General features: G+C 71.8%; 20 protein-coding genes. 7 read left to right on the top strand and 13 right to left on the bottom strand.

The features are described from left to right. Positions 1-140: 140 nt before the first annotated feature. Positions 141-5,603 carry a carboxyl transferase domain-containing protein gene (locus ACFYPM_RS25090; protein ID WP_387201479.1) on the top strand — a complete coding sequence of 1,821 codons (5,463 nt, stop codon included), beginning with the start codon at positions 141-143 and terminating at the stop codon, positions 5,601-5,603. 34 nt (positions 5,604-5,637) lie between these two features. Here ACFYPM_RS25090 and ACFYPM_RS25085 read toward each other — a convergent pair whose 3' ends face one another. Further along, positions 5,638-6,246 carry a hypothetical protein gene (locus ACFYPM_RS25085; protein ID WP_387201476.1) on the bottom strand — a complete coding sequence of 203 codons (609 nt, stop codon included), beginning with the start codon at positions 6,244-6,246 and terminating at the stop codon, positions 5,638-5,640. A gap of 141 nt (positions 6,247-6,387) precedes the next feature. Here ACFYPM_RS25085 and ACFYPM_RS25080 point away from each other — a divergent pair, with 141 nt between their 5' ends. Next, positions 6,388-6,903, top strand: a complete 516-nt coding sequence (locus ACFYPM_RS25080; RefSeq protein ID WP_387201474.1) for an RNA polymerase sigma factor — start codon at positions 6,388-6,390, stop codon at positions 6,901-6,903. After that, the gene (locus tag ACFYPM_RS25075) at positions 6,900-7,751 is read left to right on the top strand and encodes a hypothetical protein (RefSeq protein ID WP_387201472.1); all 852 of its coding nucleotides are present in this window, start codon (positions 6,900-6,902) and stop codon (positions 7,749-7,751) included. Before ACFYPM_RS25080 ends, ACFYPM_RS25075 begins: the two co-directional genes overlap by 4 nt. 27 nt (positions 7,752-7,778) lie before the next feature. Here the strand turns inward: ACFYPM_RS25075 and ACFYPM_RS25070 are convergent, their stop codons facing one another. From ACFYPM_RS25070 to ACFYPM_RS25040, 7 genes are all read right to left on the bottom strand, one after another. Next, positions 7,779-8,393, bottom strand: coding sequence for a sigma-70 family RNA polymerase sigma factor (locus tag ACFYPM_RS25070; protein WP_387201469.1), 615 nt, complete (start codon positions 8,391-8,393; stop codon positions 7,779-7,781). 154 nt (positions 8,394-8,547) lie between these two features. Further along, positions 8,548-10,377 (bottom strand): ABC transporter ATP-binding protein, encoded by a 1,830-nt coding sequence (locus ACFYPM_RS25065; RefSeq protein ID WP_387201466.1) that lies wholly within the window; start codon positions 10,375-10,377, stop codon positions 8,548-8,550. Continuing rightward, on the bottom strand, positions 10,374-12,080 hold the full coding sequence (locus ACFYPM_RS25060; protein WP_387201463.1) for an ABC transporter transmembrane domain-containing protein: 1,707 nt from the start codon (positions 12,078-12,080) through the stop codon (positions 10,374-10,376). Before ACFYPM_RS25060 ends, ACFYPM_RS25065 begins: the two co-directional genes overlap by 4 nt. A gap of 214 nt (positions 12,081-12,294) precedes the next feature. Beyond that, positions 12,295-13,620, bottom strand: coding sequence for a carbohydrate-binding domain-containing protein (locus tag ACFYPM_RS25055; protein WP_387201460.1), 1,326 nt, complete (start codon positions 13,618-13,620; stop codon positions 12,295-12,297). Positions 13,621-13,787: 167 nt separating this feature from the next. Next, positions 13,788-14,696: a hypothetical protein gene (locus ACFYPM_RS25050; protein ID WP_387201458.1), complete on the bottom strand. Its 909-nt coding sequence runs from the start codon at positions 14,694-14,696 to the stop codon at positions 13,788-13,790. Positions 14,697-14,727: 31 nt separating this feature from the next. Continuing rightward, entirely contained in the window at positions 14,728-15,573 is an 846-nt protein-coding gene (locus ACFYPM_RS25045; protein WP_387201455.1) for an SDR family NAD(P)-dependent oxidoreductase, read from the bottom strand. After that, positions 15,573-16,412 carry a fumarylacetoacetate hydrolase family protein gene (locus tag ACFYPM_RS25040; protein WP_387201452.1) on the bottom strand — a complete coding sequence of 280 codons (840 nt, stop codon included), beginning with the start codon at positions 16,410-16,412 and terminating at the stop codon, positions 15,573-15,575. Before ACFYPM_RS25040 ends, ACFYPM_RS25045 begins: the two co-directional genes overlap by 1 nt. 106 nt (positions 16,413-16,518) lie before the next feature. On the opposite strand from ACFYPM_RS25040, the gene ACFYPM_RS25035 reads away from it, so the two are divergent. From ACFYPM_RS25035 to ACFYPM_RS25025, 3 genes are read left to right on the top strand one after another with little or no spacing between them, the layout of a single operon-like run. After that, complete coding sequence (locus ACFYPM_RS25035; protein ID WP_387201449.1) at positions 16,519-17,229, top strand: (Fe-S)-binding protein; 711 nt, start codon at positions 16,519-16,521, stop codon at positions 17,227-17,229. Further along, a complete protein-coding gene (locus ACFYPM_RS25030; RefSeq protein ID WP_387201446.1) occupies positions 17,226-18,671 on the top strand; it encodes a LutB/LldF family L-lactate oxidation iron-sulfur protein in 1,446 nt (481 codons plus the stop codon). Before ACFYPM_RS25035 ends, ACFYPM_RS25030 begins: the two co-directional genes overlap by 4 nt. Next, positions 18,668-19,285 carry a lactate utilization protein C gene (locus tag ACFYPM_RS25025; RefSeq protein WP_387201443.1) on the top strand — a complete coding sequence of 206 codons (618 nt, stop codon included), beginning with the start codon at positions 18,668-18,670 and terminating at the stop codon, positions 19,283-19,285. The genes ACFYPM_RS25030 and ACFYPM_RS25025 overlap by 4 nt, the downstream gene beginning before the upstream one ends. Positions 19,286-19,350: 65 nt before the next feature. On the opposite strand, the gene ACFYPM_RS25020 is transcribed toward ACFYPM_RS25025, so the two are convergent. After that, positions 19,351-20,250, bottom strand: a complete 900-nt coding sequence (locus ACFYPM_RS25020) for an ABC transporter substrate-binding protein (RefSeq protein ID WP_387201440.1) — start codon at positions 20,248-20,250, stop codon at positions 19,351-19,353. Positions 20,251-20,403: 153 nt separating this feature from the next. Beyond that, positions 20,404-20,808, bottom strand: coding sequence for a nuclear transport factor 2 family protein (locus ACFYPM_RS25015; protein ID WP_387201437.1), 405 nt, complete (start codon positions 20,806-20,808; stop codon positions 20,404-20,406). A gap of 83 nt (positions 20,809-20,891) precedes the next feature. On the opposite strand from ACFYPM_RS25015, the gene ACFYPM_RS25010 reads away from it, so the two are divergent. Next, on the top strand, positions 20,892-21,410 hold the full coding sequence (locus ACFYPM_RS25010) for a TetR family transcriptional regulator (protein WP_387201434.1): 519 nt from the start codon (positions 20,892-20,894) through the stop codon (positions 21,408-21,410). A 78-nt stretch (positions 21,411-21,488) separates the two neighbouring features. Here the strand turns inward: ACFYPM_RS25010 and ACFYPM_RS25005 are convergent, their stop codons facing one another. The 3 genes from ACFYPM_RS25005 to ACFYPM_RS24995 form a co-directional block, all read right to left on the bottom strand. Next, on the bottom strand, positions 21,489-21,665 hold the full coding sequence (locus ACFYPM_RS25005) for a hypothetical protein (RefSeq protein WP_387201431.1): 177 nt from the start codon (positions 21,663-21,665) through the stop codon (positions 21,489-21,491). After that, positions 21,662-22,918: a hypothetical protein gene (locus ACFYPM_RS25000; RefSeq protein WP_387201429.1), complete on the bottom strand. Its 1,257-nt coding sequence runs from the start codon at positions 22,916-22,918 to the stop codon at positions 21,662-21,664. The genes ACFYPM_RS25005 and ACFYPM_RS25000 overlap by 4 nt, the downstream gene beginning before the upstream one ends. Positions 22,919-23,224: 306 nt before the next feature. Then, on the bottom strand, positions 23,225-23,800 hold a 576-nt coding region (locus tag ACFYPM_RS24995; protein ID WP_387201426.1), incomplete at its 5' end, for a tetratricopeptide repeat protein.

Genomic DNA, 23,800 nt, shown 5'->3' with positions numbered 1-23,800 from the left:
TGTGCACTTCCTACAACTGAGCGACGGTGGGTTCGGTGGTTGCGCCATAGCGCTGGCCGCCGCCAGCCGGAAGGGTGATCACTACTGGGAGCCGTCGTCTCGCGGCACCCGGTTCGAGGTCTAGCTAAGGGGTCAGTCGGGTGTTCAACCGTGTCGCCATCGTCAACCGAGGTGAAGCCGCCATGCGGCTCATCCACGCGGTCCGCGAGCTGGCTGCGGAAACCGGCAGACGGCTCGAAACCGTTGCTTTTTACACCGACGTCGACCGTACCGCTACCTTCGTCCGCGAAGCGGACATCGCCTACGATCTCGGTCCGGCATCCGCCCGCCCGTACCTCAACCTGGCGGTGCTCGAGCGCGCGCTGATCGAGACCGGGGCCGACGCCGCCTGGGTCGGCTGGGGTTTCGTCGCCGAGGATCCGGCCTTCGCGGAGCTGTGCGAGAAGATCGGTGTCACGTTCGTCGGGCCGAGCGCGGACGCGATGCGCCAGCTCGGCGACAAGATCGGCTCGAAGCTGATCGCGGAGAAGGTCGGTGTGCCGGTCGCGCCGTGGAGCCGTGGAGCCGTCGAGACCCTGGACGCCGCACGCGCCTCGGCGGCCAAGGTCGGCTACCCGCTGATGCTGAAGGCGACCGCGGGCGGCGGTGGACGCGGCATCCGCGTGATCCGCAACGAGGCCGAACTCGACGACGCGTACGAGCGCACCAGCCAGGAAGCGGCGCGGGCGTTCGGCAGCGGCATCGTGTTCCTGGAGCGCCTGGTCACCGGAGCCCGGCACGTCGAGGTCCAGGTGATCGCCGATGGGCAGGGCACGGCATGGGCGCTCGGTGTCCGCGACTGCTCGGTGCAGCGACGCAACCAGAAGGTCATCGAGGAGTCGGCCTCGCCCGTGCTCGACGCGGCACAGGCGGCCGAGCTCAAGTCATCGGCCGAGCGACTGGCCATCGCGGTCGGTTACCGGGGCGCGGCGACCGTCGAGTTCCTGTACCACCCCGGCGATCGACTGTTCGCGTTCCTCGAGGTCAACACCCGACTCCAGGTCGAGCACCCGATCACCGAGTTGACCTGCGGGTTCGACCTGGTCAAGGCGCAACTGCACGTCGCCTCCGGTGGGCGCCTCGACGGCACGCCGCCGGCCGAGCGCGGGCACGCCATCGAGGCGCGGCTGAACGCCGAGGATCCCGACCGTGACTTCGCGCCGTCGCCCGGCCGCATCGCACGGCTGGACCTGCCCAGCGGCCCGGGCATCCGGGTGGACACCGGGGTCAGCGAGGGCGACACCATCCCGGCCGACTTCGACTCGATGATCGCGAAGATCATCGCGTACGGCCGTGACCGCGACGAGGCGCTCGGCAGGCTGCGTCGGGCGATGGCGAGAACTACGGTGATCATCGAGGGCGGCGCGACGAACAAGAGCTTCGTGCTCGACCTGCTCGACCAGCCCGAGGTGATCGACGCCAGCGCGGACACCGGCTGGATCGACCGCGTCCGCGGTGAGGGCCGGCTGGTCACGCACCGCCACTCCGCGGTCGCGCTGGCGGCAGCCGCCATCGAGTCGTACGAGGAGGAGGAGCGCGTCGAGCGGCAGCGTCTGCTGTCGACGGCGTCCGGTGGGCGCCCGCAGGTGCAGCACGCGAGCGGCCGGCCGTTGGACCTCAAACTGCGTGGCGTCGGCTACCGCACGCGCGTGGCGCGGGTCGGTGCGCACCGGTTCCGGGTCGGCATCGAGGCGGGCACCGCCGTGCGCACCGCCGACGTCGAGCTGGACCGCTTCGACCGGCACACCGGTCGAATCGTCGTCAACGGCATCCGGTACCGCCTGCTCACCGGCACCCACGGGCCGACCCACCTGGTCGAGGTGGACGGTGTGACGCACCGGATCAGCCGCGACGAGGGCGGCGTCCTGCGCTCCCCGATGCCGGCGCTCGTCGTCGCCACGCCGCTGGAGGTCGGCGCCGAGGTCGAGGCGGGCGCACCGGTGCTGGTGCTGGAAGCCATGAAGATGGAGACGGTGCTGCGGGCGCCGTTCAAGGCGCGGTTGAAGGAGTGCGCCGTCTCGGTGGGCAACCAGGTGGAGGCGGGTGCGCCGCTGCTGCGCCTGGAGCCGCTCGCGGACGAGGCCGACGACACCCCGGCCGACCCGACAGGCCAGGCCGTCGAGCTGGACCTGCCCACCGCCGCCGAGGACGTTCCGGCGTCCGCGCGCAGCAGGCGCGGCCAGGAGGACCTCCGGGGCCTGCTCCTCGGCTTCGACGTCGACCCGCACGACGACCGTCGGGTGCTCGACGACTACCTGACGGCCCGCCGGGCCGCCGCCGAGGCCGGTACGCGGCCGCTGGCCGCGGAACTCGATCTCATCGAGGTGTTCGCCGACCTCGCCGAGTTGAGCCGTAACCGGCCGACGGGCGAGGACGGCGGCGCCGCGCACGTGCACAGCGCCCGGGAGTACTTCCACACCTACCTGCAGAGCCTCGACGTCGAGCGGGCCGGGCTGCCGGACGCCTTCCAGACCAGGCTCGCCAAGGCGCTCGGCCACTACGGTGTCACCGATCTGGAGCGCTCCCCCGCCCTCGAGGCCGCCGTCTTCCGGATCTTCCTCGCCCAGCAGCGGGCGTCCGCCGACGCCACGGTCGTCGCAACGCTGCTCCGCGCCTGGCTGGCGGAAACCCCGCCGAACGAGGCGCTTCGCGAGCCCGTCGGCCTCGCGCTGGAACGGCTGATCGCCGCCACCCAGGTCCGCTTCCCCGCGATCGCCGACCTCGCCCGGGGCGTGGTGTTCGCCTGGTTCGCCCAGCCGTTGCTGCGTCGCAACCGCGCCCGCGTCTACGCCGGGGTCCGGGGGCACCTGCGGCACCTGGACGCCCACCCGGACGCGCCGAACCGCGCCGAGCGCATCGCCGAGATGGTACGCAGCACCGAACCACTGGTCCGGCTGCTCGGCCAGCGGCTCGTCCGCGACCACCTCGACAACGCGGTCATGCTGGAGGTGCTGACCCGGCGGTACTACGGCAACCGGACTCTCACCAGTGTGCGTACCCAGGAGGTTGCGGGCTGCACGTTCGTGGTGGCCGAGCGCGCCGATTCGAGCGTCGTCTCCGCCGCGGTGCGCTTCGACGCGCTCGGCGGCGCGCTGCGCGGCCTGGCCGAGCTGGCCAGCGACGAGGACTCCGTCGACGCCGACATCTACCTCGGCTGGGAGAACCAGCCGGAGGACTTCGACGCGATGGCGGCCGCGCTGGCCGAGATCGTCGCCGCGCACCCGCTGCCGCCGCAGGTCCGTCGGGTGACCACCACCGTCGCGGGTCGCGGCGGGGCGGTCATGCACCACCACTTCACCTTCCGCCCGTCGGACGACGCGATGGTCGAGGACCGGTTGATCCGGGGCCTGCACCCCTACATCGCGCAGCGGATGCATCTGCAGCGGCTGCACAAGTTCGACCTGACCCGGCTGCCGTCGTCCGACGAGGAGGTCTACCTCTTCCAGTGCGTGGCGCGGGACAACCGGGCGGACGAACGCCTCGTCGCGTTCGCGCAGGTCCGTGACCTGACCGAGCTTCGCGAGCAGGACGGCCGCCTGGTGGCGCTGCCGACGGCCGAGGACGCCATCGCCGCGTGCCTCGACTCGATCCGCCGCGCCCAGTCGCTGCGACCGTCGAAGACCCGCTTCAACACCAACCGGATCGTGGTCTACGTCTGGCCGCCGAGCGAGCTGACCCGCGAGGAGATGGAGATGATCGCCGGGCGCGTCCGCCCGACGACCGTCGGCGCCGGCCTGGAGGAGATCCTGTTCGTCGCGCGGCAGCGTGACCGCCGGACCGGCGAGCTGAGCAAGATCGCCGTACGGATCTCGTTCGACGCCGCGGGCGGTGCCGAGCTGGCCGTCGGTGAGCCGCCGGTCGAGCCGATCGAGCCGATCGACGAGTACCGGCTGAAGGTGCTGCGGGCGAGCAGCCGTAACACCGTGTACCCGTACGAGTTGACCGGTCGACTCGGTGACTTCGTCGAGCACGACCTCGACGACGAGCACGTGTTGGTGCCGGTGGACCGGCCGAAGGGGCGCAACAGCGCCGCCATCGTCGCCGGGGTGGTCACCACGCCGACCGAGCGGCACCCGCAGGGCGTCACCCGGGTGGTCCTGCTCGGCGACCCGACCAAGGCGCTGGGCGCCCTGTCCGAGCCGGAGTGCCGGCGCGTGATCGCCGCACTGGACCTCGCGGAGCGGATGAACGTGCCCCTGGAGTGGTGGGCGCTGTCCGCCGGGGCGCGCATCTCGATGACCACCGGTACGGAGAACATGGACTGGGTGGCCGCGGCCCTGAAGCGGATCGTCGAGTTCACCCAGGCCGGCGGTGAGATCAACATCGTGGTCGCGGGCATCAACGTCGGCGCCCAGCCGTACTGGAACGCCGAGGCGACGATGCTCATGCACACCAAGGGCATCCTGGTGATGACGCCCGACTCGGCGATGGTGCTCACCGGCAAGCAGTCGCTCGACTTCTCCGGTGGCGTGTCCGCCGAGGACAACTTCGGCATCGGCGGCTACGACCGGGTGATGGGGCCGAACGGGCAGGCGCAGTACTGGGCGCCGAACCTGACGGCCGCGCGGGACGTGGTGATGTCGCACTACGACCACACGTACGTCGCGCCCGGTGAGGACGCGCCCCGACGGGCAGCCACCACCGACCCGACCGACCGCGACATCTCCGACTTCCCCCACGACGTGGCGGGCAGTGCCTTCCGCACCGTCGGGGAGATCTTCTCCGTCGAGCACAACCCGGACCGCAAGAAGCCGTTCGACATCCGTACGGTGATGCGCGCCCTCGCCGACCAGGACCACCCGGCGCTGGAACGGTGGGCGGGCATGGCCGACGCGGACACCGCTGTCGTGACGGACATCCACCTCGGTGGCATCCCGGTGTGCCTGCTCGGCATCGAGTCCCGGTCGGTGCCTCGGCACGGCTTCCCGCCCACCGACGGCCCGGACACCTACACGGCGGGCACGCTGTTCCCCCGCTCGTCGAAGAAGGCGGCGCGGGCGATCAACGCGGCCAGCGGCAACCGACCCCTCGTGGTGCTGGCGAACCTGTCCGGCTTCGACGGCTCACCGGAGTCGATGCGCAAGCTGCAACTGGAGTACGGCGCCGAGATCGGCCGGGCGATCGTCAACTTCCAGGGGCCGATCGTCTTCTGTGTGATCTCGCGCTACCACGGCGGCGCGTTCGTGGTGTTCTCGAAGGCACTGAACCCGAACATGACAGTGCTCGCCCTGGAGGGTTCGTTCGCGTCGGTGCTCGGTGGCGCACCCGCCGCCGCGGTGGTGTTCGCCGCCGACGTCAACGCCCGCACGGCGGCCGACCCCCGGGTGCGGGACCTGGAGGCGCGCGCCGCCGCCGTGGCCGGCACCGAACGCGCCGCGCTGACCGCGGAACTCGACGAGCTGCGCTCGTCGGTGCGCGCGGAGAAGCTCGGCGAGGTGGCCACGGAGTTCGACCGGGTGCACAACATCCAGCGCGCCGTCGAGGTCGGCTCGGTGGACGCCGTCGTCCGCGCCGCCGAACTGCGTCCGCGCATCATCGAGGCCATCGAGGCCCGTCTGGGATGACGCCACGGGTGGCGCCGACCGGGGACCGGCCTGATCAGGCTGGTCCCCGGTCGAGCACCGCGAACCCGGTGACGCGGGCGTCGTTGGCGGGGTCCTGGACGTGCAGCCCGTCGCGCGAGTCGAAGGTGACGGGACCGGACGCGCTCTCGATCCGGTAGGTGCGGCGGCCCTCGCTGTCCCGTTGGTCGGTCGCAACGAAGCGGAAGAGTTGCCCCTCCGCCTCGGGGGCACAGACGGCGACCACGAGGGTCGGCGGCCGGCCCGCGTCGCGGCGTACCCCCACGCACGAGTTGTCGGCGAAGGCGGTCCTGATCTGGTGACGGGCACCGGCCGGGACGGGGACGAAGACGCTGCGTTCGGTCAGCCGCACGTTACCGACGACCTTCCCGTCCGCCCCGACCACGAGGTACGCCGGTGGACCCGACTCCATCGCGATGGCGACCTTCCGCGTACCCGAGAAGACGCCGTCGCCCGACGGCGACGCCTCCGCCGCGGACGGTGACGCCGACGGGCTCGACGGCGACGACGGCGGCACCGTCGGGTTCGCGGCGGGCGCGCCGGGGACGTCCTGCGCCGGCGCCGCGCACGCCGATGCGCCGAGCGTGAGTGCGGTGACGGTCGTGATCAGGCCGGTACGTGACACGAGTTCCTCCGGGGCGGTCGGTGGGAATGCTCTACCTTGGACACGCCACTGTGGTCTCGCCGATTGCATCCGGGTCAGGTGCAATCGGCGGCCGGCCCCGGGTGTGTCTGTGGTGGAGGACCCGCGACCACAGGAGGTGCCGTGCGAGGCGACCAGCCGGACGACCGTGCCGCCTTCGACCGGTTCTTCCAGACCTGCTACGGCCGGATCAGCGCGCAGATCCACGCGTACCTCGGCGACCGGGCCGAGGCCGAGGACGTGAGCCAGGAGGCGTTCCTGCGGGCCTGGCAGAAGTGGCGCGACATCTCCTTGTACGACGATCCGGTGGCCTGGGTGCGCCGGGTGGCCTGGAACCTCGCCACCAACCGGCTGCGCCGGCTCACCGTCGCGGCCCGCGCGTTACGCCGCCAGCCCGTCGTGCCGCCCGTGCCGGCGGTCCAGCCGGACCACGTGGCGCTTGTCACCGCCCTGCGTACGCTGCCCGAGCGGCAGCGCCGGGTGATCGTGCTGCACTACATCGCCGACCTGCCGACCGCCGAGATTGCCGCCAGCCTCGGCGTACCGCAGGGCACGGTGGTGTCGTGGCTGCACCGCGGCCGGGCGAAACTGGCGGAGCATCTGAGCGAAACGTCGAGCGGAGAGGCGGTCACGTCGTGACACCCCCGGAGCCGGATCCCGGTCGAGACGCCGTCGCCGGTTTCATGCTGCGGTCGTACGCCGACAGCGGCCACCTGTCGTTCGCCGCGCCCTCGGCCGACGTGATCGTGCGCCGGGCCCGGCGTCGTACCAGGACGAAGGTCGCGCTGTCCTTCGCCGCGGTGGTGGCGGTCGCCGCCGGGAGCATCGCGACGATCACCCGACTCGGTCCCGATCCAGACCGGGACCCACCGATCATCGGGCCCACCCCGACACCGTCGGTGAGCGTCTCCCCCACGCCGGCGCCACCGCCCACACCGGCGACGACGTCGCCCTCGACACCACCACCCGACCGACGGACCCCGTCGCGGTCGTCATCACCGATCGGCACACCGAGCGCGACCGGCAGCGCTCCGACGCCGCTGAGCATGCGCGGCGTCGACTGGGCGAACGCCACGATCACCATGACGGCGTCGACGGGCGACGAGTGCCTGACCGGCAGGATCCGCTTCGTCGACGGCAGGGGCGGCCAGCCGGGCGACGGTCCGCACATCTCGATCTCGTCCGCATACGACGAGGGCGCCGCGACGTTCGGCGACCTGAACGGCGACGGCCGCGACGAGGCGGTCTTGTACGGGTCCTGTCTGTCCGGCGCCGGCGACGAGGACGCCTCCGGTCAGGTCCTGGTCGTCACCGGGCGCACCGGTCAGCTGGTCGGCAGTTGGGTCGGGCCGGTGGCCGAGGCGGGCAACGACGTGCGGGTCACCGGCGGTCGACTGGTCATCTCCTCGTTCAAGAAGTACGCCGAGCCCGAGGTGCCGGTGGATCGCACCTATCGCTGGACGGGCACCCGCTACGCCCAGATTTGAGCGACGGTGCCACCTGCGCCGAACAGCTCAGCCGGTTCGTTTCCCGCTGGTCTGGCCACTGTCGATCTGCCAGGCCGCGGCGAGATCCTCGCGTGCCCGCGCGACGCGGGAGCGGATGGTGCCGACCGGGCACTGGCAGACTTCTGCCGCCTCGGCGTAGGACAGGCCGAGCACCTGGGTGGCGACGAACGCCTCGCGCCGCTCCCGGCTCAGACCGGAGATCACCTGCTGGAGGGTGACACCCTCGTCGGCGCCGGCCGTGATCGCACCGGCGGCCTCGGCCGCCGCCTGCCAGTCCGGCACCGAGGCCAACCGTGGCCGGGCGACCGCCGCCCGGACGTGATCCACGGCAACGCGCCGCGCGATGGTGAACACCCAGGTACGCGCCGAGGAGCGGCCGGCGAAGCCGGGCAGGTTGCGAAATGCGCGCAGGAACGTCTCCTGGGTCAGATCGTCGGCCTCACCCGGCCCGGCCAGGTGTGACAGGAACCGCCAGACCTGGTCGTGCAGTGCCCGGACGAACGCCGTGGCGGCCTGCCGGTCGCCGCGGCCCGCCTCCTGCGCCCAGCGGGTCACCTGATCGTCGTCAGCGCCGCCGTTGCGCACAGACCACCGTCCTGGGTGCCACGGGCGCTCCTCCATGCCGAAAGCCGTCGTCGGATCGCGCCGCTGAGCCGCGCACTCTGGTGGTCGGCGGCCGGTCCCGGAAAGTTCCCGGAACTCCCCGTTCGGCTGACACCGCCGCCCCCTCCGCGGGCGGGGTCACGGCCGGCCGACGCGCGCCCCCGTCGGCCGCTCAGCCTCGGACCGGCTGGTCCCGGGTCTGCTCGGTGCTCTCCCGCCCGCGCGGCACGAGGTGGGGCATGCTCCAGGAACGCCAGAGCCGGCTGTACCCGCCCCCGGCCTGGAGCAACTCGGCGTGCGTACCCTGTTCGGCGATCCGGCCGTGGTCCAGGACGACGATGCGGTCCGCGGTGGCCGCCTGGCTGAGCCGGTGGGCGACGATGAGCGTGGTCCGGCCCTCGGTGGCCGCGACGGCGGCGCGGTCGAGGTCGCGTGCGCCCGCGCTGCCCGCCTCCGCGGTGGCCTCGTCGAGGATCGCGACGGCGGGGTCGGCGAGGACGAGGCGGGCCAATGCGAGCTGCTGGGCCTGGGCCGAGGTGAGGCGCCGTCCGCCCTCCCCCACCGCGGTGGCGAGGCTCTCCGGGAGGGCACGCAGCCAGTCGGTGACACCGACCCGGTCGAGTGCGGCGGTCAGCTCCGCGTCGGTGGCGTCCGGATCGGCCAGCCGCAGGTCGTCGGCGAGCGGCCCGGCGAAGACGTGCACCTCCTGGCTGATCAGCGCGATCTCGCGGCGAAGGCGGTGCTCACCGAGGTCCGCCAGCGGCACGCCGCGGAGGCGCACCGCACCGTAAGTCGGCGCGATGATGCCGGCAATGATGCCGGCGAGCGTGCTCTTGCCCGCCCCGCTCGCGCCGACGAGGGCGACGCGCTCACCGGGTGCCAGCCGCAGGGTGATGTCGCGCAGTACGACGGGTCCGTCGTCGTATCGGTGCTGCCCGACGACCACCTCCAGCGCTGCCGGCTCGGGTCCGGCGCGCTCGGGACGCTCGGGAGACGCGGTGGCCGGCAGGGTGGTGACGCCGACGAGGCGGGCGAGGCTCGCCCCGGCCTGCAGGACGGAGTCCGACTCGAACAGCAGCAGCCCGATGGGGTTGAAGAGGCGGTGGAAGTAGAGCGCGGCGGTGGTGGCGGCACCCACCGAGACGAGGTCGTCGCGGACCAGGAGGAACCCGGCGAGCAGCACGGCGGCGAGCCCCACGAACTCCGACCGGTTGATGCGCAGCCCGAACCGCGTGAACAGTCCGAAGATCTCCAGCGACAGGTCACGGGCCACGGCGGAGCGGCCCGCGATCCGTGCGACGTGGGCGTCCTCCATCCGGTAGGCGCGCACGGTCGCCGAGCCGCGCAGCGCCTCGGCCGTCGCCTGTGCGCGCTCGCCCGTCGCCACCCGCTCCCGGGCGTAGTACGGGATCGACCGCTTCAGGTACCAGCGCAGCGCCACCGCGTACGCCGGGGCGGCGACCAGCCCGGCGATGCCGAGTCGCCAGTCGAGGGCGAAGAGCCCCAACGCGGTCAGCACGACGGACAGCAGCGCGCCGAGGAAGGCGGGACCGCTGGTGGCGATCACGTTCGTCACGACGGCCACGTCGTCGCCGGCACGTGCCACCAGGTCCCCGGTCCCGGCCCGTTCCAGGGTGGCCGACGGCAGGTGCAGGGCACGGTCGAGCACCCGTTCCCGCAGCCGGGCCAGCACGGTCTCGCCGAGTCGGGCGGCGACCGCCGCTCCGACCGCGGTGAGGAGCCCCGCGAGCACCGCCGCGCCCGCGATCACACCCGCCCAGGCGACGATCCGCGGTGTGTCGGATCCGGCGATGACGTCGTCGACGAGGCGACCGAGCACCCAGGGGGCGACGAGCCCGGTCGCGGCGGCGGCGACCAGCAACGTGCCGGCGGTGACGCTGAGCCGCGGCAGGCGGCCCGCCTCGCTACGGAGGGCGACCCAGGTCTGCCGAGCGGTGGCCGTCGGCAGCAGTTGCCGGCTTTCGATTGACGCCTCGGTCACCGTAGGACCTCCTCGCGGTAGCGGGTGTCGGTGGCGAGCAGCCTCTCGTGCGGACCCTCGGCGACGATCCGCCCCCGGTCGAGCACCGCGACCCGGTGCGTGGCGCGCAGCAGCGCCGGACTGGTGGTGATCAGCACGGTGCCGCGGTCCGCCGCGCCGCGAGCCGCGGCCAGTCCCTCGGCGAGCAGCCCCTCGGTCACCGCGTCGACGGCCGTGGTGGGGTTGTGCAGCACCAGCACCGGCGGATCGGCGACGAGTGCCCTGGCCAGCCCGATCCGTTGCCGCTGCCCGCCGGACAGGTTCGCCCCCCGTTCGGTGAGCAGGCGGTCGAGCCCGTGCGGGTGCGCGGCGAGCACGTCCTCGGCGGCGGCGGCACGCACAGCCGACCACAGAAGCGTGTCATCGACGTGTGCCCCGGCGCTGAGGTTGGCGCGCAGCGTCCCCTCGAACAGTGCCACGTCGTGCTGCTCGACCAGGACGGCGGCGCGTACGGCGTCGATGTGCAGTTCGTCGGCGGGCACGCCGTCGACGCACAGCGAGCCCCGGTAGTCCGGGCGGGGCACACCGCCGGACAGGAGCGTGACAAGCGCCTCGGCGTCGCCCGGATCGTAGGCGAGCACGCCGAGAACCTCACCGGAGCGGACGTGCAGGCTGACGTCGTGCAGGCCGGCGTAGCGGACCCCGTCGAGGGCCAGCCGCGACGGGCTCGGGGCCGGCGGCCCGGCGCTACCCGGGCGGGTGGCCGGCGCGGCACCGAGCACCCGGGCGACCCGACCGGCGGAGGCGCGGGCCATGGCGAACAACTGCACGCAGTACCCGAGCGTCTGCACCGGTTCGGCGATGAACTGGGCCAGCCCGACGACGGCGACGAGTTCGCCGATGGTGAGCCGGCCCTGGAGCGCGAGCCAGCCCGCGACACCGGCGACCGCCGCGAGGAAGAGACCGTTGACCAAGGTGGTGAGCCCCAGGTGCAGTCCCTTGGTGGTCGCGGCACGCAGGGTGACGTCGAGCGCGTGGCGGCTGGCGCCCGCGTACCGGCGTGCGGCATGGTCCTGCGCGCCGATGCCGCGCAGCACGCGCAGGCCGGTGACGAGGTCGACGGCGAGCGCGGTGGTGGCCGCGAGGGCTTCCTGCTGCGCGGTGCTGCGCCGGGTGAGCAGCGGCGCCATCCGGTGCAGGGCGACGACCAGCAGGGGTACGCCGACGAGCACCCCGAGCCCGAGTGGGATGTCGACGACGAGCAGCGCGACGGCCGCGACCACGATGGCGGTGAACGCCGCTGCGGTGAGCCCGGCGACCCGGACGACAAGCGCGCTCAGCTCGGCATCGGAGGCCGTGACGGAGAGCAGCTCTCCGTCGCGCATGCCGGAACCGTGTCCGCGCGGGTCGAGGGCGCTGCGGACGATGTCGACCCGCGTGGCGTGCGCCTCGTGTTCGACCGCGGCGTACGCCAGCCGGGCGCCGGTGCGGTAGGCAAAGGCGAGGACGGTGAACAGGCCGGCCAGGCCGGCGAGCGAGAGCAGCAGCGCGCCGCCGTCCCCGGTGGCGACCGCACGATCGATGACGACGCCGATGGCGACCGGGACGAGGGCCTCGGCGGCCTGGTGTGTGCACAGCAGCGCGACGCCGAGAACGACCCGACGGCGCTGTCGACGGAGCGCGCGACGGAGCACCACGCCACCGGTGATCTCGGTCGCTGTCACTGGCGGCTGTCCCGCTGTCGGGTCGATGCGGTCATGGGCAACTCCGGGACGGCGGATTAGGGCAGGCTAACCTAACACGTCATCACCGTGGGCTTACCGGATGGTCCGGGCCGCTCCGGGCCACGCACTTCACCATGCGGCTGCCGGGCCTCGGCGGTTGAGGCGGCTGCTCCGCCGCCAACCGCCAAGGCCACAGCACAGAACGGGGTACGGGTCAGCGGACCACCCCGATGCCGGTGAACGACCTGTCGTACGCGGTGAACGACCGGTTGTTGTGCGGCGCGTAGATCCAGGTCCGCAGCGAGTTGGCGGCGGTGTCGATCTCGACCAGGCGGACCGGGTTGGTGCTGTTGGAGTGGAACGTCTGGAGGAACGAGTAGACCTTGTTGCCGTGGACTCCGGTGTCGACCCGGTTGCCGGCGATGCCGGTGTGACCGGAGAAGACGAACCGGATGTTGGCGTACTGCTTGACCAGGTTGTCGAAGAGATACTGCGGGCTGGTCTCGCCGTAGCCGGCGCTCTGCTCGATATTGCCGTTGCCGTCGATGTAGTCGTGGGTGACGACGATGACGTTGTGCCGGGGATTGGCGGCGACGACGCTCCTGGCCCAGTTCACGGCGGCGACCCGGGGCCACAGCTCCAGGGTCAGCACCATCCACTGCACGCCACCGGCCTCGAAGGTCGAGTACGAGTTGTCGACCTTGCCAGCCTCGAACTGTCCCCGGACCGCCCGGTACTGGCTGACCGTGAAGTACCTGTTGAACACGCTGGTGTCGCGGATGAGTTCGCGGGTGCGGGCGGGGTCGCGGGCGGAGCCGCCGGGACCGGGGGCCTGGGTGTCGTGGTTGCCCAGCGCCAGCGCGTACGGGATGGCGGCGTTCTCGATCGGCCGCATCGCGGTGCGGGCGATGACGTACTGCGAGTGGTCGGGGGTGTCCCAGTTGACCACGTCACCGGAGGAGGTCACGAAGCGGAGGTCCAGCGCGGACCGGTTCTGCACCAGCCAGTTCGTGCGGTTGAGAAAGCGGGTGTCGCCGCTGTTGAGCACCTCCTGCTGGGTGTCCGGCAGGACGGCGAAGCTGAACGTCGTGTCGGTGGCGCCGGCGGTCTCCATCCGCGCGTACGCGATGTGGACGTTGCGGTCGCAGGCGTCGTCCCGGAAGTCGTTGACGAACTGGATCTGCACGGTGTGCTGGCCGGCGCCGACCGCCGCGCCGACCGGGTACGTGCCGTAACTCGTCGCGCTGACGATTGTGGTCTGGCCGACACTGACGCCGTCGACGCTCACCCGTACGGTCGGCCAGCCCTGGCAGTTGTCACCGATGGCCCCGATCAGCACCCGCCCGGAGCCGTTGACGCTCGTGGTGGCGTAATGGGAGTTGCTCCACAGCGACGCGTGCGTTCCGGAGGCGGGCACGGGGGTGCCGGTCGCCGGTCGGATCGCACCGCCCACGACGTTGAACTGGGAGGGCTCGGCGGCGTGTGCCGTACCGCCGACGAGTGGTTCACCCGCCACGGCGAGGGCCACCGTCGCGGCCATCGCCACGAACCTTGACCTGAGTCTTCTGATACGCACCGCTGGTCCTCTCCTGCCGACATACGCCCAAAACTGGACATTCGCAGCCTAGAGAGGATCGGGACGACAGTTGTGAATGTTTGGAGACCATCCTGAGTACAGGTGCTGCACTCTGCGAGGCCGGCGCCGCCCTACCGCGACGTGCCGCCGCGACGGCCCGCGCCGGCGGTGGAGGGCCGGTGCGCGATGCGGGGAGCCCGGACCGCCGAGGAGGTGCCGGACCCCGGGCGAAAGTCCCGGGCCGCGCTGGCCACCATCTCGTCGGGATCGCGGGCGAGTGCCTGCCGGATGTGCGCCGGCACGAGCTCGCTCGTGGCCATGGCCAGGCGGACCTGGACCGAGCGGTCGTCGAGCAGCAGCGCCAGGTCCGCCTCACCCAGCTCGACCGCACGTAACAGCGCGACGCGGACGTCGACCACCGGGTCCGCGGCGAGCGCGCTGCGCTGCGCGGCGGTGGTCCGCGGGTTGCGGGCCAACCCCTTGCGTACGCGTGCGGTGCGATCGGCCAGCAGAAGGGTGATCACGTCCGGGTCGTGGGTGTGGCTGGCAAGTCGCTCCCGCACCTCGGGTGAGACGTCGTCGGCAAGCTTGGCGGCCAGCTCCGGCTCCAGGTCCCGGCGCTCCGCGAGGAGACCGCGAAGCTCCTTGTCCGATGCCTCGGACATGACCCGGCGGATCGACTCGTCACACGCGGGGTTGCCGGCGACCGCCCAGCGGATCCACCGGTCGGCGTCCTTGACCAGACGCATGAGGTTGGCGATCGAGGCCGAGGGGTTGCTCGCCACAGCCTCCCGCACCTGACGATCATGGTCCCGGGTCAGCGGCCGCAGGGCCTGTGCGGGCGCGTCGGCCCGAGCGGCGACCGCCTTACGGACCACGGCCGACGGATCGGACGCCAGGTCGATAAGCGTCATCTGTGGCGTGTTGGGGTCCTGAGCGAGGGCGAGCCGTGCGTCCGCGCTGCCACCGATCGGACGGTGGTCGGCGACGTCGGACCCGCTGTGACGGTCGGGCTCGCCGACGTCCTGCTGTTTCCCCATGGCGCAATCATGTCACGCGCCCCCGGACCCCTCAGGAGCCGACCGCGCCCGGTCCCCCGGGGGCGGGCGCGGAGGTGACCCGAGCGGGTAGTCGCAGGCCGGACATGCCGCCATCCACCGGGAGCGACGACCCGGTCACCGACCCGGTCGCCGGCGACGCGAGGTAGACGACGGCGGCGGCCACCTCGTCGGCGGTCACCAGCCGCCCCGTTGGCTGGCGGGACGCGAGGTGCCGTTTCTCCGCCGTCGGGTCGGCCGCGCCGGCGAGCAGGCGGGCCACCCAGGGCGTGTCCACGGTGCCGGGGGCGACACAGTTGACCCGGACCCCCTCGGTCACCAGGTCGGCGGCCATGGCGAGGGTGAGGGCGTGCACGGCGCCCTTCGACGCCGAGTACAGGGCGCGTTGGGGCAGGCCGACGGTCGCCGCGATCGAGGAGATGTTGACGATCGCCGCGGCCGACGACCGGCGCAGGTACGGCAGCGCGACGGCGCTCATCCGGGCCACGCCGGCGACGTTGACGTCGAGCACCCTGCTCCACAGCTCGTCGTCGTTGTCCTCCACCGTGCCCACGGCGGAGATGGCGGCGTTGTTGACCAGGATGTCGATGCCGCCGAAGGTGTCGGCGACCGAGGCGACGGCCGCATCGAGGGAGGACCGGTCGGCCACGTCCGCGCGGACGCCGTGGACGCGAGGGTCCTCGGGGAGACCCGACAGGTCCAGATCCAGTACGCCCACCCGGGCGCCGGCGGCCAGGAACGCCCGCACGCAGGCGTGGCCGATCCCCGAGCCACCTCCGGTCACCACCGCCACCAGACCGTCACACCGCATGCCGCTCTCCCCTCCCGAGTAGTCCTGCGCGTCGACAGACACCGCCATCAGGCAGCTCTCAGCGTGCTGCGCTGCCGGCCGAGGCTCTCGATCTCGACCTCCATCACGTCGCCGTCGGCCAGGTACGGGAACCGGCCGGAGAGCGCCACGCCCTGCGGGGTGCCGGTGTTGATGACGTCGCCCGGGTCCAGGACCGTGTACTGGGACAGGTGCCAGATCAGGTACGCCACGTCGAAGATCATGTCCTTCGTGCTGGAGTCCTGGCGGAGCTCACCGTTGACCCAGGAGCGCAGCCGCAACGCCTGCGGGTCGTCGATCTCGTCGGCGGTGACCAGCCACGGGCCGAGCGGTTGGAACGTCTCGCAGGACTTGCCCTTCGACCACTGACCACCCGAGACGGCGAGCTGGAAGTCCCGCTCGGAGACGTCGTTGGACAGCACGTACCCGGCGATGTGCCCGAGAGCGTCGGCCGGCGAGGCGAGGTAGCGGGCCTGCCGACCGATCACCACCGCCAACTCCACCTCCCAGTCGGTCTTCGTCGAACCACGCGGAATCAGGACGTCGTCGTGGGGGCCGACGACCGTGTTGGGCGCCTTGTAGAAGATGATCGGGTCGGTGGGTGGCTCGGCACCCGACTCGGCGGCGTGCGCGGCGTAGTTCTGGCCGACGCAGAGGACCACACCGGGACGGGCGACCGGCGCGCCGACCCGCTGACCGGAGACGTCGATCTCGGGCAGGTCGGTGGCCTCGCGGACGCGCCGGATGCCGCCGCCGCCGAGGAACTGCGCGTCGATGTCGGCGGTCAGCGACGAGAGGTCGAGGTGCCGCCCGTCGACGTACAGGACAGGGCGTTCCCGCCCGACGGGCCCGACGCGCATGAATCTCACGAACCATCCTCCGGTGCCTGGTGGCGGCAGAGCCGTTTCCGATAGGATCTTGCTCGCCAGTGTGTACTCGCTCACACCAACACAGTCAAGGCGGGTCGACACCGCCATGCGGATAGCTCTTTTCATCACCTGCGTCAACGACATCGCCTATCCCGCCACCGGCATCGCGGTCACCCGCATCCTGCGCCGGCTCGGCCACACCGTCGACTTCCCGACGGGCCAGAGCTGTTGCGGGCAGATGCACGCCAACACGGGCTACCGGGCCGAGGCGATGCCGATGGTCCGCAACTACGTCGACGTCTTCGACGCGTACGACGCCGTCGTCGTGCCGTCCGGTTCGTGCACCGCGATGATCCGCGACCAGTACCCGCGGCTGCACCCGCCCGCCACGTCGGTGGCCGCCCGCACCTACGAGCTGTCCGAGCTGCTCGTCGACGTCCTCGGCGTCACCGACGTCGGCGCCGAGTTCCCGGAGACGGTGACGTACCACCCCACCTGCCACGGCCTGCGACTGCTCCGACTGGGCGACCGGCCGCTGCGACTGCTGCGCGAGGTGCGCGGGATCCGGCTGGTCGAGCTGGCCGACGCCGAGGAGTGCTGCGGCTTCGGCGGCACCTTCGCCCTGAAGAACCCGGACGTGTCCACCGCGATGCTCACCGACAAGTGCGCCCGGGTCGGCGAGACCGGGGCACGGGTGCTCGCCGCCGCCGACAACTCCTGCCTGGCGCACATCGGCGGCGGCCTCGACCGCCACCGCTGCGGCGTACGCGCCCTGCACTACGCCGAGATCCTCGCCGCGACGGGAGCCGCCTCGTGAACAGGCCGGTCGCACCGGCCACCGGAGGCGGGCGGATCCGCACGCCGCTGCCCTTCCCCACCGCGGCGAAGCCGGCCGTCGCCGACACGCAACTGCGGGCCAACCTGCACCGGGCCACCCGCACAATCCGCGGCAAGCGCGCCCGGGTCGTCGACGAGGTGCCCGACTGGGAGGCTCTGCGCGACGCCGGCGCCGCGATCAAGGCGGACGTCCAACGGCGGTTGCCGGAGCTGCTGGAGCAGTTCGAGGCGTCCGCCACCGCCGCCGGCGCCACCGTCCACTGGGCCCGGGACGCGGCCGAGGCCTGCCGGATCGTGGTCGAGCTGACCCGGGCCACCGGGGCCGACGAGGTCGTGAAGGTCAAGTCGATGGCCACCCAGGAGATCGAACTCAACGAGGCCCTGGAGGCGGCCGGGATCGCCGCGTACGAGACCGACCTGGCGGAGCTGATCGTGCAGCTCGGCGACGACACCCCCTCGCACATCCTGGTGCCGGCGATCCACTACAACCGGACACAGATCCGGGAGATCTTCCAGCGTCGCATGCCCGACGCGCCGGTCGACCTCAGCGACGAGCCGGCCGCCCTGGCCGAGGTGGCCCGCGCCCACCTGCGACGACGGTTCCTGTCGGCCCGGGTCGCCGTGTCCGGCGCCAACTTCGCCATCGCCGACACCGGCACGCTCGTGGTGGTGGAGTCCGAGGGCAACGGGCGGATGTGCCTCACCCTCCCGGAGACACTGATCAGCGTCGTGGGCGTCGAGAAGCTGCTGCCGACCTTCACCGACCTGGAGGTCTTCCTGCAACTGCTGCCGCGGTCCTCGACCGGTGAGCGGATGAACCCGTATACCTCGATGTGGACGGGCGTCGCCCCCGGCGACGGCCCGCAGGCCGTGCACGTCGTCCTTGTCGACAATGGCCGGTCCGCGGTGCTGGCCGACCCGGTCGGGCGGCCGGCGCTGTCCTGCATCCGCTGCTCCGCGTGCCTCAACGTCTGCCCGGTGTACGAGCGGGCCGGCGGGCACGCGTACGGCTCGGTGTATCCGGGGCCGATCGGCGCGATCCTGTCGCCCCAGTTGACCGGGGTGGCCGACAACGCGTCCCTGCCGTACGCGTCGACGCTCTGCGGCGCCTGTTACGACGTGTGCCCCGTGAAGATCAACATTCCGGAGATCCTGGTCCACCTCCGCCAGCAGGCGCCGCACCCACTCGCCGAACGGGCCGCCATGCGCGTCCTGGCCTGGGTGATGCGCAACCCTCGACGCTGGGCCGCCGCCCTGCGGCTGGCCCGCACGGGCGCGGGTCCACTCGGCGCGTACCGCGAACGACGCACCGGCGCGCGGACGCTGCGCCGGCTGCCCTGGCCCGCCTCGGCGTGGACCCGTTCGCGGGACCTGCCGCTGCCCGCACCGCAGACCTTTCGGGAGTGGTGGGAGCAGCAGTGAACGCGCGCGACGAGATCCTGGCGCGGCTCCGGACGGCCCTGGCCGACAACCCGCCACCGGTACGGGTGCCCCGCCGATACCGTCGGGCCGACGACCGCCCCGACCTGGTCGAGGTTTTCGTCGACCGGCTGGAGGACTACCGGGCGACGGTCCACCGGGGCCTCGGCGCCCTGGCCGGGCTGCTGGCCGAGGTGGACCGGCTCGCCGTCCCCACCGATGTGCCCGCCGACTGGTTGGCCGGCTTTGCCGGACAGGTGCGGCGCGACGCTCCCCCACTCGCACCGGCCGAGCTTGACGCCATGGACGCGGTCCTGACCGGTTGTGCCGTGGCGGTCGCCGACACGGGCACCATCATCCTCGACGCCGGCCCGACGCAGGGGCGACGAGCGCTCACCCTGGTGCCCGACCGGCACATCTGTGTCGTCCGCGCCGACCAGGTCGTCGGCCTGCTGCCGGAGGCGCTGACCCGGCTGGACCCACGCGCGCCCCAGACCTGGATCTCCGGCCCGTCCGCGACAAGCGACATCGAGCTGAACCGGGTCGAGGGAGTGCACGGCCCGCGCCGACTGGAGGTCGTGCTGCTCGGTGTTGACGACGACCTCCCGGGGCACTGACGTCCTCGGCCGGGTCAGCATCGACGGCACCCCCGTCGACGCCGTGCCGGTCGGGCGCGGCAGTGTCAACCGACGTCGAGGGGGACCTGTCGAGCGCGGGAGTCGGGACGGCCAGCGAGGATGCCGGCGAGGATCTCCGCGCCGTCGACCACCCTCGGGCCGGGGCGGTTGAAGTAGGCAGGCCCGTCGACCACCCACACCTGCCCCTGACGAACCGCGGGCAGGTCCGCCCAGCCGGGTTGCGCGGCCGCCACCGACAGCTCGTCGAAGGTCCGCTCGGGCGTGAACCCGCACGGCCCGAACACCACCACCTCGGGAGCCAGGTCGGCGACCACCGACCACCGCTGCGGGGTGCTGTGCGCGCCCGGCCCGAGCAGCAGCGACCGCCCACCCGCATAGGCGATCTGCTCCGGCACCCAGTGCCCGCCGGGCATCAACGGGTCGAGCCACTCGACGAACAGCACCGTCGGCGCGCCGGCCACCGACCCCGGCAACGCGGCGAGGCGACGCCCGGCGTCGGCTCGGATCTCCGCCGCCCTGCCCTCGGTGTCGGTCAGCGCGGCCACGGCATCAACCGTGTCCAGGATCCCGGCGATGGTCCGCGCCTCCAGGGACACCACAGTGGTGTCGAAATCGATCAGGCGAACCGCGTCGTTGACCCGCTCATAGGAGACCGCGCAAACATCGCACAGATCCTGGGTCAGGATCAGATCCGGTTTCAGGGCCTCCAGCATGGCGACGTCGAGCTGGTACAGCGATGATCCCCGGTGCGCGTCACCGGTGATCGCCGCCGAGATCTCCCGGCTCGTCAGGGCCTCCGGCAGGGAGGTCGCCGTCACCGCCGGGACATCGGCCAGGGTCCCCGGCGGCCAGTCACACTCGTGGGTACGCCCGACCAGACGCCCGGTCAGGCCAAGCATGGCCACGATGTCCGTGGCCGCCGGCAGCAGGGAGACGATGCGCACACCCGCCTGCCTACCAGGCGCGACGAGCCACGTCCAATCCCCGCCAGCGAGACCACGGCGGCCAGCAGCGGCCACCGCCACGCCACGACCACCATGCCCGGCAGCCATCCTTGAGGCGCCGGGTGCATCTGGTTTATCGTCGTCGATCCGGGCCTATGCCTGACCGACGGCCTGAGCGATGGCGAGGGTGTGCTGGTACTCGCGCCAGTGGGCCAGTTTGCCGTCCCGGGTCCGCAGCACCCCGATGAACGGCGCCGAGGCGGTTATCCCGGTCACTGTGTGAGTGCCGACCAGTTCGTACTCGACCACGATCACCTCGGGGTCAGCGGTCTCGTGCACGACCACGTCGCGGCAGTCGTCGAACCGGACCGGGAACACCGCCTGGCTCCCTTGTGTGTACTCGAGCACCCGCTGCTTCCCCTCGGTACGCGTAGGGTGCCCGGGCGCGGCGAACGGTGTCTCGATCACCACGTCGTCGGCGAGCAGGTCGGCCTCGAAGGTGGGCTGGTTCGCGAGCCACTGGGCGCGCATGCTGTCGAAGATCGCTCTTGGTGTCACGGTCGTCCTCCCCGATAATGAGTCAGCACTCGACTTGTGCCGATAATAGTGAGTGGAGACTCATTTTGGTAGAGGGTCCGTCGTTGCGCGTCGACGCGCAGCGCAACCGCGCACGCATCCTGGACGCCGCGGAGGCGGTCTTCGCCGAGTTCGGCGCCCGAGCCTCCACCGAGGAGGTGGCCCGGCGGGCCGGCGTCGCCATCGGTACGGTCTTCCGCCACTTCCCCACCAAGGACGACCTGCTCGCCGCGATCATGAAGCGACTGCTCGCACAGCTCGTCGAAGACGCCGCCCAGCGGGACCTGTTCGCCTTCTTCGCCCACCTGGTGGCCCAGGCCGCGGCGAAGAAGACAGTCGTCGACCTGCTCGCCGGGTCCGGAGTGAACATCCGGCTGCCCGACGCGGTCGGTCACCTCGAGGAGGCGGTGGCCCGGCTGCTGGAACAGGCCCAGGCCGCCGGCACCGTCGCCGCCCCGGTACGGCTACCCGAAGTGATGGCACTCCTCGCGAGCGTTTGCCAAGGTGCCCTGCACGGCGGGTGGGACGAGCCTCTGCAGGCCCGTACGCTCGCGGTCATCTTCGCTGGCCTGAAACACAGCTGACCGTCCCGCTGATGGGATCAGCACTCGGCATGAACGTGTGGTCGGGGCCGGGCCGGCGTACGCGTCGGTCGCCTCGTGTCAGCCCACGGGCATCCCGTCCAGGATGCGCTGCATCTGATCGACCGGCAGGGCCGGGTTGGCCGCAGCGGCCTCGGCCAGTTCAGGATCATCGAGAAGCGCGACGATCCGCGGTGCCGGGAGCCGTGGGCTGCTGACCATCACCTGCCGCACGGGGGCGCTCGGGTCGGTGGTCAATCGATCGACGACTTCCGGGTCGGCGTGCGGATCGAGGGCGACGAGCCGTCGTATCGTTGGGTCGGGGGTCGTCGGAGAAACGGGCCAACCCGTTGGTGGGAAACTGCGGGAGCTCGCTCAACCGGCCCCGGCCGCAGCAGTGGTACTCGAGGAAGCAGCGCAGCAGCAGCGCGGGTGGTGCTGGTCGAGCAGGACCCGTACGCCCAGGTCGGGATCCTCGGCGAGGACGGTGACGAGTTCCCCCGGCAACTCGGCGTTACGGGCCGCTCGGCGGCGTAGCAGCGGGTTGACCGAGCGTGCCCAGCGCAGCACATCGCTGAATTCCGGCGCGGTGCCGTCGGGATAGGGATCTCGCGGCAACGCACGTCCGCGGACCCAAAGTGGCCGTCGTCCGGCACAGTGGTCACGTCGATGTCGATGCTGGCCCGCTGCGGTTCGCTGAGGCCGGGATGGGTGGATACCGCGGTTCGGACCTCGACCGCCGGGTCGGTGGAGAGCCTGACAAGCTGGTCGCCGCTCAGGTCGACGCGGCCGGCGACTCCCTGCCGGACCGACGGGTCGGGGTGGCGCAGCAGCATCTCGACCACGTCCGGTGGGACGCTCGGGTTCTCGGCCATCACCCGCAGCGCGGCCGCGTCGCCGCTGGCGAGCACCTGATCGACAAGCGCCGGGGACAGTGGACGCTGAAGCACGGACCAGAATCCGTGACAGTGCTGGTCCGGCAGATCCGCAGGCTCCATCACCTGGTGGCGGCGCGCGTCGGACGCCACGGCGGCCGCCCGCACCTCGGGCACCTCATCCTCCAGCAGTGCCCGGCGCGACCGCTCGTCCAGCCAGATCGCGGAGCCGGCCGCGAACCGGCGCACGCCCGGCCGAGGGTGCGCGGCGGCCAACCGGAACAGACGTCGGTCGTACCCCATCGCGCCGAACAACTCGTCGATCAACTCCTCGCGGCTGAACGGCACGTCGGAGGGGGGATCGTCGAGTTCGGTCAACAACCTGACCAGCACGTCGTCCGGCAGCGGTGCCTGACCGGGTCGGCCGAACGCGCGATGTCTCACCCGCCACGCCGGATCGGCCAGCAGGTGAGCACGCGCCAGGGGGTCGACCTGCGGGTGGCTGGCGAGCGCGCCGCGGATCGTGGGTGAGGGATGACGCAGCATCACGTCCCGCACCGGCGGCGGCAGCTCGCGGCGGCGCCGCAGCCCCTCGCATGCCTGTTCCGGCCACAACTCCACCAGCCGCAGCAGCACGTCGATCGGCGCTGCCGGGTTTCTCGCAAGCCCGACCAACAGCGATGAGGGAGACGAAGACCGAGCCCTCCACGCATCGCCGACCATCAACCGCACCCTACGCCCACGCCCCTCGTCGCGGCATCCGCAGTTGGACCTTCGCTGGTCGGCGTGTTCGCCGCTGCATCGGGCACGGGCTCAGGTGAAGGCTGACACTGCACCGTGTGCGCTCTCCGGGATCGCAGCCTCGGTCGCTGCCAGCCTCCAAAGGGGAGCCGGATCAGTGCACAGACTGCGGTTCGTGGGTTTGCCGCGTCGGACGGGACTCTATGAGCCGCCTTCTTGTTCAGGACTTTCTGCCTGATCGAGTAGAGCGGTCAGCGCCTGCACCGATTGTTCATCGAGGACGGTGGCGACTGCGTCGCAAAATCTGTGTTCGCCGAGTTTCCCGAGGAGGTCACGGAGTCGAGCGATATCGAAACCGGCTTGGGGAACGCCGATCTCGAGCCGTATCACGAGGGCCTGGCAGTGGAAGGCCACCGCCTCGGCGGGTTCACCTGTTTCGCTACTCAGCGCCCCGAGCTGGCTGATTGAGGTGGCCACGCCGGCACGGCTGCCCAGCTCCTCGTTGATGGTCAAGGCTTGCTGGTAGCGGCGTTCAGCCTCGACGTAGTCGCCCCGATACTGGGCGAGCATGCCGAGCTGACCGTAGCTGGTGGCCACGCCCGCCCGGTCGCCCAACTCCTCGTCGATGGTCAGGGACTGCTGGTAACGGCGTTCAGCCTCGACGTAGTCGCCCCGAAGCTCGGCGAGCATGCCGAGCTGACCGTAGCTGGTGGCCACGCCCGCCCGGTCGCCCAACTCCTCGTCGATGGTCAGGGACTGCTGGTAACGGCGTTCAGC

Origin of the sequence: Micromonospora sp. NPDC005203, from assembly GCF_042872705.1 — a bacterium.
Lineage (GTDB): Bacteria > Actinomycetota > Actinomycetes > Mycobacteriales > Micromonosporaceae > Micromonospora.
The sequence above is the reverse complement of the archived record's forward strand: the minus strand, read 5'-3'. Positions and strand labels throughout refer to the sequence as shown.

Bases quoted from the DNA above. Each gene is read 5' to 3' on its own strand.
- ACFYPM_RS25055 (WP_387201460.1), bottom strand. From the start codon at position 13,620: ATGGCCGCGACGGTGGCCCTCGCCGTGGCGGGTGAACCACTCGTCGGC.
- ACFYPM_RS25045 (WP_387201455.1), bottom strand. From the start codon at position 15,573: ATGGCGGTGTCTGTCGACGCGCAGGACTACTCGGGAGGGGAGAGCGGC.
- ACFYPM_RS25070 (WP_387201469.1), bottom strand. From the start codon at position 8,393: ATGGAGGAGCGCCCGTGGCACCCAGGACGGTGGTCTGTGCGCAACGGC.
- ACFYPM_RS25050 (WP_387201458.1), bottom strand. From the start codon at position 14,696: ATGGGGAAACAGCAGGACGTCGGCGAGCCCGACCGTCACAGCGGGTCC.
- ACFYPM_RS25035 (WP_387201449.1), top strand. From the start codon at position 16,519: ATGCGGATAGCTCTTTTCATCACCTGCGTCAACGACATCGCCTATCCC.